This is a genomic window from Rhizobium sp. GR12, assembly GCF_036596185.1.
In the GTDB taxonomy this organism is placed as follows: Bacteria; Pseudomonadota; Alphaproteobacteria; order Rhizobiales; family Rhizobiaceae; genus Agrobacterium; species Agrobacterium nepotum.
The window spans coordinates 370958-384888 of sequence record NZ_JASXTH010000003.1; the positions used below are offsets into that span (position 1 = coordinate 370958).

The 13931-nt window shown below is 57.8% G+C and carries 10 protein-coding genes; 5 read left to right on the top strand and 5 right to left on the bottom strand.

The genetic code is table 11. From position 1 onward, the window contains the following. Window positions 1–2039: 2039 nt before the first annotated feature. Window positions 2040–3122, bottom strand: coding sequence for a LacI family DNA-binding transcriptional regulator (locus QSK43_RS07610; protein ID WP_332302980.1), 1083 nt, complete (start codon window positions 3120–3122; stop codon window positions 2040–2042). Window positions 3123–3347: 225 nt separating this feature from the next. Between QSK43_RS07610 and QSK43_RS07615 the strand changes: the two genes are divergently transcribed. The 4 genes from QSK43_RS07615 (at window position 3348) to QSK43_RS07630 (ending at window position 7956) form a co-directional block, all read left to right on the top strand. Then, window positions 3348–4181: an ABC transporter substrate-binding protein gene (locus QSK43_RS07615; RefSeq protein WP_332302921.1), complete on the top strand. Its 834-nt coding sequence runs from the start codon at window positions 3348–3350 to the stop codon at window positions 4179–4181. A 63-nt stretch (window positions 4182–4244) separates the two neighbouring features. Then, window positions 4245–5753, top strand: a complete 1509-nt coding sequence (locus QSK43_RS07620) for an amino acid ABC transporter permease/ATP-binding protein (RefSeq protein WP_332302922.1) — start codon at window positions 4245–4247, stop codon at window positions 5751–5753. Window positions 5754–5776: 23 nt separating this feature from the next. Further along, window positions 5777–6784: a Gfo/Idh/MocA family protein gene (locus tag QSK43_RS07625; RefSeq protein WP_332302923.1), complete on the top strand. Its 1008-nt coding sequence runs from the start codon at window positions 5777–5779 to the stop codon at window positions 6782–6784. A gap of 41 nt (window positions 6785–6825) precedes the next feature. Beyond that, window positions 6826–7956 (top strand): NAD(P)/FAD-dependent oxidoreductase, encoded by a 1131-nt coding sequence (locus QSK43_RS07630; protein WP_332302924.1) that lies wholly within the window; start codon window positions 6826–6828, stop codon window positions 7954–7956. A gap of 534 nt (window positions 7957–8490) precedes the next feature. Here the strand turns inward: QSK43_RS07630 and repC are convergent. The 3 genes from repC to repA form a co-directional block, all read right to left on the bottom strand. Further along, entirely contained in the window at window positions 8491–9705 is a 1215-nt protein-coding gene (repC, locus tag QSK43_RS07635; protein WP_332302925.1) for a plasmid replication protein RepC, read from the bottom strand. Between the two features lie 199 nt (window positions 9706–9904). Continuing rightward, window positions 9905–10936 carry a plasmid partitioning protein RepB gene (gene repB / locus QSK43_RS07640; RefSeq protein ID WP_332302926.1) on the bottom strand — a complete coding sequence of 344 codons (1032 nt, stop codon included), beginning with the start codon at window positions 10934–10936 and terminating at the stop codon, window positions 9905–9907. Next, complete coding sequence (gene repA / locus QSK43_RS07645) at window positions 10933–12216, bottom strand: plasmid partitioning protein RepA (RefSeq protein ID WP_332302927.1); 1284 nt, start codon at window positions 12214–12216, stop codon at window positions 10933–10935. Before repA ends, repB begins: the two co-directional genes overlap by 4 nt. 473 nt (window positions 12217–12689) lie before the next feature. On the opposite strand from repA, the gene QSK43_RS07650 reads away from it, so the two are divergent. After that, the gene (locus QSK43_RS07650; protein ID WP_332302928.1) at window positions 12690–12866 is read left to right on the top strand and encodes a hypothetical protein; all 177 of its coding nucleotides are present in this window, start codon (window positions 12690–12692) and stop codon (window positions 12864–12866) included. Window positions 12867–13038: 172 nt separating this feature from the next. On the opposite strand, the gene QSK43_RS07655 is transcribed toward QSK43_RS07650, so the two are convergent. After that, window positions 13039–13911, bottom strand: a complete 873-nt coding sequence (locus QSK43_RS07655) for an MBL fold metallo-hydrolase (RefSeq protein WP_332302929.1) — start codon at window positions 13909–13911, stop codon at window positions 13039–13041. Window positions 13912–13931 lie beyond the last annotated feature (20 nt).

A 13931-nucleotide genomic window follows, 5' to 3' on the forward strand; every position in this document is an offset into this window, starting at 1 on the left:
TGCACTGCTCGGCTCTCGTCAGGTTGGCAAGACCTCGCCGGCCATCGATATTGGCAAAACCGCGCCCTCCATCTATCTCGATCTGCAACGGAGACAAAACGGGCCGGGCCGTATGAACCGGAACCCTATCCTGCAAGTCATGATGACAGGCTGGTCATTCTTGATGAGGTTCACCGTCTGCCAGATGTTTTCCTGGTCCTTCGGGACGACTTTCCCGATAGTTTACTGCGCCCAGTGACCGTGGGATTATGCGCTGGAGACAGGTTTTCATTCGCACCTGTCTCGACCCCGATATTCCGCTGCTGGTCCCGCGCGCACCCGCTGAGACCGTTCTGGACCATGCTGGCACACCACCGGTCAGGCTCCTGAACGCAGCCGGGCTCGCCCGCTCCATTGGGATAAATGACCGTTGCCTCCGATCTCGTCCTTCCCGTCTACCTGCTTCTCATACGTTGCCTCAAACCTGGCGATCCAGATGCTGGTAAGCCGCTGGTCACATCACCAGAAGTCTATGTAGGCAACAGCGGCATTGCCCATGCGCGTCCCGAACCTGGAAGCGCCAAACAAATGTCTGAACATCCGGTTGTGGTTTCAGTTGGGAGGATCTCGTGATGGAAACTCTGCCCTCCGCGTCGCCCGAAGGTACGGCAGCCAGCTTCTACCGTACAAGGCCCGTGTCTGGATCGACCTCCTGCTGCCCCCTCCAGACCAGAAACCCTGGCCAATAGAGATCAAGCGGAGTCTGCCTTCTAAATTCGAGAAAGGGTTTCACCTCGCTTGCACAGATCTCCAGCTGAAATCGGGCATCATTGTCTGTCCCGGACCGGAGGCGTTTTCTCTTCCAGACGAAGTGACCGCGATGTCCCTCCTCTCCGCCGGCCACCTTTTGCCTGAGCAATAGCAGAATGCTCGTTGAGGTGGCGGCAATGCCACCCGCCCCTCCCCCGCCGGCGCGCTGCTGCCGAAGGTGGATCGGTTCCGGTAGGGCTTGCCTGGGGTATCGTCTTCGTCAGCCCGAGCCTCTGTCGACGTTGGGCGGCCATTGAACCCTGACTGGGCATCGCCTTGCGCACGTACATTGGACGACCGCGATCCATCCGTCAGCTTAAGTCACGACCTCCCCGGCCCCTTGACGGCACATCTGAAAGAGATCATCGCGGTATTCGCGCGCCCTGGAGGTTTAAAGTTCTCTCTCAACAGCAACGCCGGATTAACAGCAGTGCCAGCCGATAGGGGGAGCCCCCGTGCGTAAAGGCGTATGCTGCATCTTCCTGATCGCAGTTCTCGTACGCTGTCGTGTCTTTTTGCAGGAGATACGGGGCAGGGGGCCGCAACAGGCGTTGAAGCGTCAGCTGGCTTGACGTCGCTACGAAACAGCGATCGCTGGAGCAATTGGCAAAACCCTGTCAGCTGACAGGATTGCGGTCAACGGCTCCACCCCCTCAGCGCGCTGTCCACCGTCGCTCGTCCATTCAGTCGTCCAGCCCTTTGGGTTCCTCAGGAGAGCAGCCAAGGAGCGTGCACCACCGGGCCATGATGGGAAATACCTGTCACGCAGCCGCCACCAAAATCCTGTCAGCTGACAGGAAAGTCTGGTTCACAAAAAAACAGAAAGGGGAGGGGAGGGAGAAGGCCCAGCAGGATGAACGCGGCACCCCGAAGGCCCAGGTCACACACTGACAACTCAACTTCCGTCAGCCAGGAAGAGTGCCGTCAGACCCACATCCGACATCTCCGCAGACAGGCACCTGCAGCGAAGACGATGCAGGCGCGAGAACCGGCTCCTGTTTAGAACTCCGCTAGTTTTGATTGCATCAACACACGAAAAAAGAATCTCCCACAGACACGATTCGGGAAGACAAAGTCCCACGCCGCCACTTCGTTGCGAACCGTCAGGACGCAGCACCGACCGGACACGCCAGACAGGTTCCTATAGGCACTGCAGCGCCAGCGCCCGGCAATGTCCCCAGGAGGCAGGATAGCTATCCTGCCGGTTCTCCCGTTCAAAGCCAGCCCGCGTGGTAAGGAACCAGCGGAAATCAGAACGATTCAATATCCGGCGCCACGGCTATTGAAGCACGCTGAACCACGTCCGTTTGAAGGATCACCCGGCGGGCCGGGGCATCAAGCCCGTTAAGCCGTTCAACGATCAGGTTTGCGGCCGTTTCACCAAGTTGATAGACCGGTTGGCGCACCACCGTGACTGCCGGAGAGGTAACGGCAGTCCAGTCGGCGTCATGAAAGGAAACGAGCGAGAGGTCAGTTGGAATGGACAGGCCGATAGCCCTTGTCGTCTTGAATACCTCAAGGCCGATAACACTGTCCGAAGCAATGATTGCGGTCGGGCGATACTTTGCCTTAAGCATTGCCGTCACCATCTGGCGGGTCGTTTCCGGTGTTGCAGCTCCCATCTTAACCCAGGAGTCCATCTCCGTAAGGCCTGCCTCGCGACAGATATCAAGATAACCTTCGACACGTCGACGTACCGAGCCCGTGCTGATATCGCCTGGTGATCGGAAAACATGGTCGGGCGTATCGCAGGCCGTCAGATACGCTATGCGGCGGTGACCCAGAGCGATGAGCTGGCGCGTGATGCCTTCTGCTGCGTGCCTGTCGTCGGCAATCACGGTGTCAACGTCGAATGCTTCGACGCCACGATCAAGCAAGGCGAGGGGGCGCCCGGATCGCGCAACCTCCCGAAGATGCTCTGCATCGCTATCCTTGGCTGGGGAAACAATCAGGCCGTCTACTCGCTTGGCAAGCAGCGTACGGACTGCGGCTTTTTCAGCGGCGACGTCTTCGCCGGAATTGGTCAGAATGACGGTGAAACCGGCTTTCCTTGCGACATCCGTAATGCCCCTCACCGCAAGACTGAAGAACGGGTTTTCGATATCGCCGACCACGACGCCAATCGTCCCCGAGCGTCCCGTCGTCATGCTGCGGGCAAGCTCATTGGGTCGGTAGTCGAGGGCTCTCGCAGCCTCGGTTACGATTTCACGGACGCGCTCGCTTACCGTTCCGTATCCACCGAGCACACGCGCGGCAGTCGCTTTCGAGACCCCTGCCTTTCGAGCTACATCGGCGACGGTGACAGAGCCGTTTTGAACTGAATTCTGGTCCATGAAACTAGCCTTACAAGAGATATTGACGAGTGGCAAATGCGAAGATAACAATTGACTGAAATCAAAGAGACCGGTCTCATTCAATAAAGAGACCGGTCTCATAATAAAATGAGTAATACCCAGCATGTGATCGCATGGGCCGGATGAGTGGTTTGCACCGCTGTCCGGATGGGACCCGTGTGGTTTGAAAAAATCGCAGACAACAACACCAGAGGAGAATGAACAATGACATTTCCAGACGCAGTATCGTTACCCTTCACCAGAATTCGCGCCGCGCTTCTTGGCCTTGCGGTCGGTCTCTCGACAAGTACCTTGCCGGCCCGTGCTGCAGAAAATCCCTATGGTCTGATCGATCCTGGCACAATCAGCGTCGGTACGATGGGTGATGCCAAACCTTACGCTTTCACCACAGCCGACGGCAATTTTACCGGCTTCGATATCGAGCTTTTCCTGAACATCGCCGGGCGCCTGGGCTTCAAAAAGGACCAGGTTATTTTTACCGGTCAGGAGTTTGCCGCCCTCATGCCGTCCGTTGCCAACAGCCGTTTTGACATTGCCGCTGCTGCCATCGGTACGACCGCGAAGCGCAAGGAGGCCGTCGACTTTTCCGATGGCTATCTTGCCGGTTACCTTACCGTGTTGACGCCGGAGGAGAACATCAAGGGTGCGGCGGACCTAAAGGACAGGCGTCTTGGCGTCGTGCAGGGTACCCTGCAGGAGATTTATGCCCAGAAGAACTTTAAAGATGCAGCCCTCGTGAAATTCCCGGACAACAATTCGGCGGTATCAGCGCTCAACAACGGCACGATTGACGCCCACTTCCTCGATTATGAGGCGGCGAAGGACTATTCCGCCCGTTACCCGGTGCTAAAAGTTGCCGTCAACATTCCGAGCTTCGATGCACCTGCGGGCTTCGTCATCCGCAAGGGCAATGATGCCCTGCGGGCGGCTCTGAACAAGGAGCTGCATGCCGCGATGCAGGACGGTACCTGGAAAAAACTGCACGAAAAATGGTTCCCGGGCACGCCGATGCCGGACGCATATCTTCCCAGGCAGTGATGCCAGCTTCCGGTCCGGCTCATCAGGGTCGGACCGGCTTTTCTTCTTGCAAGGGAATATCAGATGAACTGGCTTGAGAACTTGCGTCGCAGCTTCCTTGACTGGAATGCGATGGCTGAAGTGCTGCCGACCATGATTACGGTTGGATTGAAAAATACGCTGATCCTCGCCGCCACATCGACCATACTTGGTGTCGTGATCGGCATGATACTTGCCATCATGGGCATATCGCGCTCGCCATGGCTGCGCATTCCTGCCCGTGTCTACACAGATATATTCAGAGGACTTCCGGCGATTGTGACCATCCTTCTGATCGGTCAGGGTTTTGCCCGCGTCGGACGTGAACTCTTCGGCCCGTCGCCTTATCCGCTCGGGATTCTTGCGCTCAGCCTGATTGCCGGTGCCTATATTGGCGAGATCTTCCGGTCTGGCATTCAGAGCGTCGAACGTGGGCAAATGGAGGCATGCCGCGCGCTCAGCATGAGCTACGGGCAGGGGATGCGGCTGATCGTGGTGCCTCAGGGGGTTCGCCGCGTGCTGCCGGCGCTCGTCAACCAGTTCATCGGCAACGTGAAAGATTCCAGCCTCGTCTACTTCCTGGGCCTGCTTGCCTCGGAGCGCGAGATCTTTCGCGTTGGTCAGGATCAGGCCGTTGTGACAGGTAATCTCTCGCCACTTTTGCTGGCGGGCATCTTCTATCTTGTCGTTACGGTCCCGCTGACACACGTTGTCAACACCATCGACTTTCGCCTGCGCGTCGGCAAACAGCGTCCGACGACAATCACCAGTGGTCTTGAGGAGGTCAGCGAACTCGATAGCGCCACGCGTTCGTCCCAGCCAGCGTTTACCGGTGGAAGCGTCGACGTTCGGCAACTCGCCATGGCCTACGGTGAACTGGACGTGCTGAAGGGGGTTGATCTGTCGGTCAAGGCTGGCAGCGTCACCTGCATCATCGGCCCGTCTGGGTCGGGAAAGTCGACGTTGTTGCGCTGCCTTAACCGGTTGGTCGAGCCAAAAAGCGGCGACATCCTCGTCGACGGGCAGAGCATTCTCACGATCAGGCCGGAGCGTTTGCGCCGTCGCGTCGGCATGGTTTTTCAGCACTTCAACCTCTTTCCCGATCATACTGCGCTTGAAAACGTCATGTTGTCGCTGACGAAGATCAAGGGGATGCCAAGGGCGGAAGCCGAACGGATTGCCAGAGCGCGGCTCGCCGACGTCGGTCTGGCAAGCCGCCAGCATCATCGTCCAGGCGGCCTTTCAGGCGGACAGCAGCAGCGCGTTGCGATTGCCCGCGCTCTCGCCATGGAGCCTGAGGTCATTCTGTTCGACGAGGTGACAAGTGCACTCGACCCCGAACTGGTAAAGGGTGTCCTCAACCTCATGGCTGATCTGGGCAAACAGGGCATGACGATGATTGTCGTGACGCACGAAATGGGCTTTGCCCGCCGTGTGGCTGACCAGGTCGTGTTCATGGACGAGGGGCGTGTCGTTGAGGCGGGTACCCCGGAGGCCGTTTTCGATAAACCGCAAAGCCCGCGGCTCCAGCGTTTCCTCGCGGAAGTACTCTGAGCTCAATGCCAAGGAGAATAACAATGACACAGACAATAAGATGGGGCGTGCTTGGCTGCGCGGACATTGCTGCCAGGGCGGTCATCCCCGCCATCCAGTCCAGCCGTCTGGGGCGCGTTGTGGCAATTGCCTCGCGCGATGCCGGCAGGGCGAAGGAGATGGCGGCCCGCTTCGGCATCGCCAGGGCCTATGGCAGCTACGAGGAACTGCTTGCCGATCCGGAAATCGACGCAATCTACAATCCTCTGCCCAATCATCTCCATGTGCCCCTGACGATCAAGGCGCTGGAGCAAGGCAAACCCGTGCTCTGCGAGAAGCCGATTGCACTTGATGCCGCGCAGGCGATGGAACTGGCAGTGGCACAAAAGGCCGCGGGCCTGCCGGTCGCAGAAGCCTTCATGGTGCGTCACCATCCGCAATGGAAGAAAGCACGCGCGGTGATCGCCGAGGGGCGCCTCGGCGAGGTCAGGGCCATCCAGACGATCTTTTCCTACTATCTCGACGATCCCGGGAATGTGCGCAACCAGGCTGATATCGGTGGCGGGGGTCTGTTCGATGTCGGGTGTTATGCCATCAACACGGCGCGCTTCCTCTTCGATGCAGAACCGTTGCAGGCGATCGCTCTTATGGAGCGCGATCCCGTCTTCGGCACGGACCGGCTGACGAGCGGGATGCTCGGGTTCCCCCATGGCAGGCAACTTGTCTTCACCTGCTCAACACAGCTTGCCCTGACCCAGAAGGTGACGGTCCTCGGTACCCGGGGTCGTATTGAAATACCGATACCTTTTAACGCGCCGGCAGATGTGGCGACCGTGATCGTCGTGGACGACGGTTGCGATCTTTCTGGTCGTGGTCGCGAGTTGATCGCTGTCGATCCGGTCGACCAGTATCGCGAGCAGGCCGACGCCTTTGCTTCTGCCGTTCTGACGGGAGAGCCGCTTTCGGCGGGCCTGGATGATGCCATCGCCAATATGAAGGTGATCGACGCGCTTGTTCGCTCGGCGACAAGCGGCCGCTGGGAAACTCCCTGATCCTTTCTAACAAGCACGCGAACGAATTGAGAGAGACAAGCATGAGAAAAAATATCATTACCTCCGCGGTCATCATCGGTGCTGGAATTTTCGGGGTGTCCACGGGATTGCACCTCGTCCGGCGCGGCGTGAACGTGACGATAATAAATGACGGCCCACCGGCTAACGGCGCTTCGGGACGTTCCCTTTCCTGGCTGAACTCCGCCAGGATGCGCTCTCTGCCTTACCATCTTCTTCGCGTGGCAGGCATCGACCGGTATCGGACGCTCGCCACACGCTACCCGGATGCCCGTTGGCTCCGCTTTGATGGGGGCCTTACCTGGGATGCAGAAGGGGAGGGCAACGAGATTGAGCAGGCTTTCGATTATGAGACCTCGATCGGATATGACGCCACTCATCTGACCGCTGGCGAGGTCCAAAATGTGACACCCGGCGTTGACGCTCGCACAATTCCGTCGTCTGGGGCGATCTTCAATGCGGGTGAGGGCTGGGTTGACCTTCCACACCTGATCAATCAACTGCTGAGCGAGTTTTCGACGCTCGGAGGTACTCTTGTAACCGACCAGGGAAAAGCCAGGATTCTCATAGAGAAAGGGCGCGCGATCGGCGCCGAGACAGCGTCGGGAATGCGCATGGCCGCAGATGCGGTTTTGCTCGCAACCGGCCCGGACGTGCCGAAGATGGTTGCCGAAAGTGGCACGACAATCAGCGACGGGACACCGGTCGCGCTTCTTGTTCAGACCAAGCCACTTACCCATCCTCTCCGGGCAGTTCTGAACACTCCGCGGGTTGCGGTTCGACCGGCCCCCGGCGGAGCGTTATCCATTGACGCCGACTGGGCGGCGGACGAGGGGGTGAAGATTGGCCCCGACGGCGGGTATGTAATCGACAATTCGGTCGTGCGCTCACTGCTTGAGGAGGCGTCCAGAGTGCTCGAAGGCAACCCGGAGCTTGAGGTTGCTTCCATTGGTGTCGGCGGCAAACCAATCCCGGGCGATGGAGAGCCGGTCCTTGGTGGTCTGAGAGACATTCCCGGCTATTACGTCGCATTCAGCCACAGCGGCGCAACGCTGGGTCTGATCGTGGGTGAACTGCTTGCCTTTGAAATGGCGACGGGGGCGGAGCATCCCATGCTCGCCACCTTCCGGCCGGAGCGAGTTTCAGCGCAGTAAATTCGCCACGACGACCTGCCATCGCGGTCGATGGTGGCGGGTCTCTTCGATGCCTTCGAGCCCTTGCGCTTAGAACGGCACTGTCGGCTCGAAGCTGCATATTTGGCCAACTCAAAGAACAAACTTTGATTGTGATTTCAGACTCAAGTGGTTACCAGTGGGCCTCTGCGCGAGTGATGGCTTCAAACGCTTCGACCCTTTTCGCCCAACAAAGGGAAGAAGGCGGTCTCTGATTTTCGCCCTTTCTGACCGCTTGGAGCCCTAGTGACTAGCACCTGAGCCCTTCCACCTGCTAAGACGGAATGGAGAAACAGGAGTTCTGATTGGGCTGCTTTGGCCCAATTACGGTCATCTAGCGTTCTTGCAGTGTCATTTCGCCCCCAGCTGAACCGGCCCCTGTCATGTACCAGGGCTCTCTGTGATCCCGCCAGTGCCATTCGCTGCCGACAAGCGCGGCCAGTTGAGCTTCTTTTTACGACAAAGCCGCTGGAAAAGACCGACCGTTGCGTCGCGGACTGATGTGGATAATCAGTCTCATCCCGTGGCTTTCGCAGGTTGACCCGCCGCGCGCAGCAAAGCCATGAGTACCGGGCCAAGTGAGAACTCTCCTCGGCTTGCCCGGTTGGTCAGGTCCCTGAGATACCCACCCGGCGAGTTGATATGTCCGCCGCGCTCCAGGATGCAGGCAATTGTCACTGCCGCATTTTCAGGTCCCATCATTTCGCAGGCCTCCTGATACGCGGAAGGGCTTACGCCCAGCATTGATCGCACGACCACCGCCGCTGTCATCAGCTCGCGCCAGTTTCGAATTTGTCCTTCAGGCCCGTAGTTTGAAATTTCAGGGCAGGCCCGCAACACAAGACTTATGGGAAACGCCTTTATCGGCGGGTGCACGGCCTGCTTTTCCAGCCCCGGCTTCGCCTCCAGCTCTTTTCCGGAGCTAGGTTCAAGTTCATTAGGGTGGTTGGTATTTGAATTCTGTATGTGACGCTCAATCTGGGCATCATTGGTAGTCATTTTTGACGTAAAATCATCAGAATTCAGCAGCTTGATGATATCTTGCTGCAGATCGGCCATTTCTCTCCCCAGTATCTGGAGATCCCGAAGGCTCGGTGTGCGGGGTATGCGTCTTACGAGCTCCAGATATCGCTGCTCAATCTGATCCCAATCGCCAGGTGCGCCTTCCTCCACTGCTGCTGTAACAAGCTTGCGAATGTCCCGCCTGCTGATTGTGAGGTTCTCCCTGGCTCTACGAAAGGCAATTCTATCTGCAGCTACCTGCTGAGCAAGACATGCAAGCTCCTCGGCTCGCATCAGAAGCGGCGAAATATCAAATCCGAAAGCATGCTCGATCGACCCGCCACTGTCCTTTCGGGCATATCTCTTGCCGTTTGCACTGTCTCTGCGAACGATAAGCCCCGCTTCGACCAGCAATGCCAGGTGACGGCGCAACGTGGCGCCTGCAATACCATGCGCGCGGATCGAGAGCTGAATGTTTGACGGAAAGACCACCAGCTGAGCATCCTGGCGAAGTTCGTTCTCAGGATAAAAGCTCAGAAGTGCATCAAGCACGGCCAGACTGCGGTCGTGCAGCCCCAATACCTCTCTTGCTTCCGAAGTGTCCCGGAAGACCTTCCATTTGTCGGCTGACGCGCCCTGTTTGATCCTGGTGGTGGCAACCTGCCGCCTCACAAGCGCAAGCGTCACCGGCCGCCGCCCAAAGGGCGTCGTCACCTGTCCATCTTCCATCATCCTGCCTCTTCAAAAAGGCAAAAGAAGAACACTCACCAAAACGGTGCCAAACACTCTTGACTGGGATTCATGGAAATGCGATTCTCTAGTTGTCACACATCGAGAAGGGCTTCCATGACGGCAACGTCCAGGGGGCCTTTTTCTTTTGCTCGTTCCCTTCCTTGCAAATGTTCCGAAGCTGTCCTTTTGCTCCGGTCTAACGTTTTGATCTTTCACGCGTGAACCGTTCCGCAAGGGCGGGCAGTTCAGCTTCGATAAACTTCAGGAATTCTGCTCCAGCCGCCGTTTCGGCGGAAATGCGAATGTCCTTCGAAGAAGCGACATAGTTGCCCACCCGTTGACCTTCACTGTCTACGATCACCCGAGCCGGCATTCTCGACGAAGCCTTCGGCTTCAGGGCGTCCAAAACAGCCAGAAACCTCTGATCGGAATTCATCCGCTTTTCCGCAGCCTGTGCCTGTGACAGCACGTCGTGAAGATCGTCCACCGCTCCGGACTTTCCGGAGAAAGCCTTGGCAAATTCGGCCCATCTTGGACGCCCCACCTTTGGCGCGCGTCCAATCGCCTCAATGAGGTCCGATGGCACGGTGCGATAGACCGCCCTCATCCTGGCAAGTTCAGCATCATCGATGGACAGGGCAGCATAGATATCGCGAGGCTTTATCCCGGCCTCATCCATCCGGCGCGCAAAAAGGGCCCGCTCGATCCAGGTCAGGTCCTGGCGATCGGCATTTTCAATACCCTGCGCAATGACGAGCTCGACGTCGGAGATTTCGACTTCGATCGCCCGGACCGGGATGCCGAGCTCCTTTGCGGCCTGCAGACGACGGTGTCCGTAGACAACCTGATAGCGATCGGGGGACGAGGGCGACTTGCGGACCTGGATCGGGACCTTTTGACCCTCCGATCTTATGGAGTTACGGAAGGCTTCGAAATCTCCAGCACCGTCGTCGGGAAGACGATCCGGGAAGGGGGATGGATCGATTTTTGACGGGTCGAGCTCCCTGATCGCGCCGCCACCCGATTCCACAAGCGCTTTCAGGCGATCACGCTCGGATTTGATATCGTCGATGGCCCTGTGTGCAGCGCCGATGACCCCGGCACCGACACGTGCCGAAGGTGCCGGCTGTTGCGGAGCTGCGGTCTCATCAGTTGACAGCCTGTTTTCGAGTTCCGCCGACAACAGGCCAAAACTCGCTACAATTGACTTGCGCGATGACTTGGTCATGAGCGCCCCCAGCTATTGTTGATCAGTTTTAGTATCGCCTCATTGACGGCGTCGACGGCTTCCCGGGCGCGCTTATGGGTATCACGTCCAATCTGGCCCATTTCGAGCTCGTAAATCGACCGCTTGGCAAGCCCGGCCGCCTCAACCGCCGTGCTTTCGATCAGGGTCGGGAGCAGGACGTCTGTTCCAAACAGATGCCGCATCATCGCGACGACCTGCGATTGCGGCGCGTCGTTCGGATCGTGGCGGGTGATAAGATAGCGTATGAAATCCTGGTCGAGTTGCGCACCGCTCTCGTTCAGGACGCTGATCAGATCGCCCATCATCAACAGGAACTGGCTCATGGAGGCTACGTCAAGCATTGCCGGATGTACGGTGATAATCATGCTGGTTGCAGCATAAATTGCGCTGAGCGTCAGGAACCCAAGTGACGGAGGCGTATCGAGAATAACGATATCATAGTCTTGGTCGACTTCCGAAAGAACGAGTTTCAGTCGCTCGAAGAAGATCGCCCCTGAACCGGATTTCTGTGCGAGCACCCGTGGCGTCTCGTGTTCATACTCCATGACTTCGAGGTTGCCGGGGATCAGATCTATCCCATCGAAGTAGGTCTTGCGGATGATGTCACGGATCGGTCGACGTTCTGCATCGTCATATCGAAGAGCCGCGTAGATCGTTTCGTTTGCACCGACGTCGAATTCGGGCTGGGCGCCAAACAGGGCGGACAACGATGCCTGCGGATCAAGGTCCAGAGCAAGAACGCGGTATCCCTGCAAGGCGAGGTAATGCGCAAGATGGACACAGGTTGTTGTCTTGGCGCTGCCGCCCTTGAAGTTGGCGATGGCCAGGACCTGCAGATGCTCGCCTTCGCGTCTCCGTGGCAGAAACCTCAGCGCTTCGGTTGGCTTCTGGGCAGCAAAAAGCTCGCGCAATTCGTTTATCTGGGCGAGCGTATAGAGGCGATGATTATTTTCCAGCCGCCCGGGGATGGGGCCGCGCCCTTCGCTCGACATGAGCTTCAGAGTAGAATCGGGTATGGAGGTCAGCTTGGAGACTTCGTTCGTCAGGAACGGTCGAAGGCTCTTTTCCGATATCGGAGGATACATACGGGTGCGAAGCTGCTGTAACTGCTGCGACAGAAGGCCCGCATGGCGCATGATCTTGCCGCCCGCGTCTTCCTTCTGACCACTCGTGGTTTCTGCTTGTTTCGCTATCGCCATATCGCCCCCTTGGCGGGCAGCATTCGGTTTGCCGACCATTGCCCGCCAAAGATACAACATGATTCTGTCCGCACGTCCAGCCAGTTAGGGTTAACAAAGCCTTAACGGGTTAACGTCTGCGGCCCATAACCAGTGGGATGGAAACTACCTTTCCCTATATTTTTCCGTAGCTTAACATGATACCCGCACGGGACTGATCCCAGTTTGTTCTAGGGTTAATTGCACATGGGGAGAGGTTATCGAAACGCCACTGTGCGTGCCACGGTGAGGCCGAGCGCGCGCGACTCATCAAAACGCGGATTTGTAGGATTCAACAACTGCCACCCGGTCCTGAGATGTGCTGATTTCCCACGAACACAAACAATGGGGAAATTCATGGATATCATTGCGATCTCAACACCTCGGAACGAGTCCGAAAAGGATCTGCTTTCAGAGCAGCACAAGCTTCGGGCAAAGGTCTTTTCAGAGCGCTTGGGATGAGACGTCAACGTCCATTGATAAAGTCACACCGCGATTCGTCGCCTGGAGGAGAAATGCGTCATCAGACAAAATCGTTTATCGTTGAAATCAGGCAGTCCCGGAAGCTGAAACCCAGTACCCAGAAATCGTCGATCTGGGGAGAACGGGATCTGAGCATCTCCGAAGATCACGTTACTCCCGCAAACCCGGTCGTGGAGCCGGCCGCTGTCGAGAACGGCGACCAGCGCTGAGACCACATTCAGGCGCGATCCCTCAACCAACATTGCGAGCCTCGACCGCGGCGGCCCGTGCGGCGAACGAATTCGGTCGCACGTTAAGCACCGGCGGCTTATGGAAGATGTCCATTTGTCATCTGGCGCGTGACGTGCAGGCATCCTGTCCACACGCCCGGCGAGGTTCGGCTCAGACGACAACTGTCTCACCATCGCCCGGAGTTCGCAGCCTGTCGGCGAAACCGTTGACACGAGCGAACGTCCGAAGGTCAGCCCGGCTGACAGTGCAGTGGTTCACCGCTTCCATATGGCAACAGATCAGGAGGGCTTCAGGGGCCGCCCGGTGTACCGCATGCACATCCCGCGTTCCCATAATGATGCCGCCCTCGATTCCGACGACCATTGCGTAGCCGGTGTTCAGAATCGCCACGTCTGGTCGGTGAACATTTAAAGCAGCCGCAACATCCTCTTGCCAGATCGTATCGCCGGCGAGGTAGATGGTCTTTGCACCGGCCTGCTTGAACACGACTCCGCACGCCTGACCAAGAACACTGCCAATCCTGGCGTAGTGCGCTTCGGTCCCGTGGCGACCGTTCGTCTTGATAAGCTGCACGCCATTGAAGCTGGAGGTGTCCGAAAGCACACGCACGTCGGAGAAACCCTGACCCCGGATGGTTGCAGCATCCGCGTCATTCTGCGCAAAAATCGGCAAGGCCTTCGGCAGGACCTTTCGTGCCTCCTCATCCCAATGGTCTTCGTGTAGATGGGTGATGATCACCGCATCCACGTCGATGATTTCTTCTTTCGTCATAGGAAGATGCACGAGGGGATTGCGCTCTTCGCTGTTTACCGAGCCTTCAAAGCCCGGCCAGGCATGACGATCCGAAAGCATCGGATCGACAAGGAAGCGAACGCCGCCATAGACTATCTGGAGCGTTGCATTGCGTATCTGGGTGATCCTTACGCTGCCTTGTGGCGCGGCTGCATCCTGCGCACCTGCCGGAAAGGCGCCTGCGACAAGTGCAGCGCTGGAAAATGTGAACAGTTCTCTGCGCGTGGTCATGAATTTCTGTCTCCTGAACA

Coding starts and splice junctions, on each gene's coding strand:
- QSK43_RS07610 (WP_332302980.1), bottom strand. CDS start 3,122: ATGGACCAGAATTCAGTTCAAAACGGCTCTGTCACCGTCGCCGATGTA.
- QSK43_RS07630 (WP_332302924.1), top strand. CDS start 6,826: ATGAGAAAAAATATCATTACCTCCGCGGTCATCATCGGTGCTGGAATT.
- repA (WP_332302927.1), bottom strand. CDS start 12,216: ATGTTGTATCTTTGGCGGGCAATGGTCGGCAAACCGAATGCTGCCCGC.
- QSK43_RS07625 (WP_332302923.1), top strand. CDS start 5,777: ATGACACAGACAATAAGATGGGGCGTGCTTGGCTGCGCGGACATTGCT.
- repC (WP_332302925.1), bottom strand. CDS start 9,705: ATGGAAGATGGACAGGTGACGACGCCCTTTGGGCGGCGGCCGGTGACG.
- QSK43_RS07655 (WP_332302929.1), bottom strand. CDS start 13,911: ATGACCACGCGCAGAGAACTGTTCACATTTTCCAGCGCTGCACTTGTC.
- QSK43_RS07620 (WP_332302922.1), top strand. CDS start 4,245: ATGAACTGGCTTGAGAACTTGCGTCGCAGCTTCCTTGACTGGAATGCG.
- QSK43_RS07615 (WP_332302921.1), top strand. CDS start 3,348: ATGACATTTCCAGACGCAGTATCGTTACCCTTCACCAGAATTCGCGCC.
- repB (WP_332302926.1), bottom strand. CDS start 10,936: ATGACCAAGTCATCGCGCAAGTCAATTGTAGCGAGTTTTGGCCTGTTG.
- QSK43_RS07650 (WP_332302928.1), top strand. CDS start 12,690: ATGCGTCATCAGACAAAATCGTTTATCGTTGAAATCAGGCAGTCCCGG.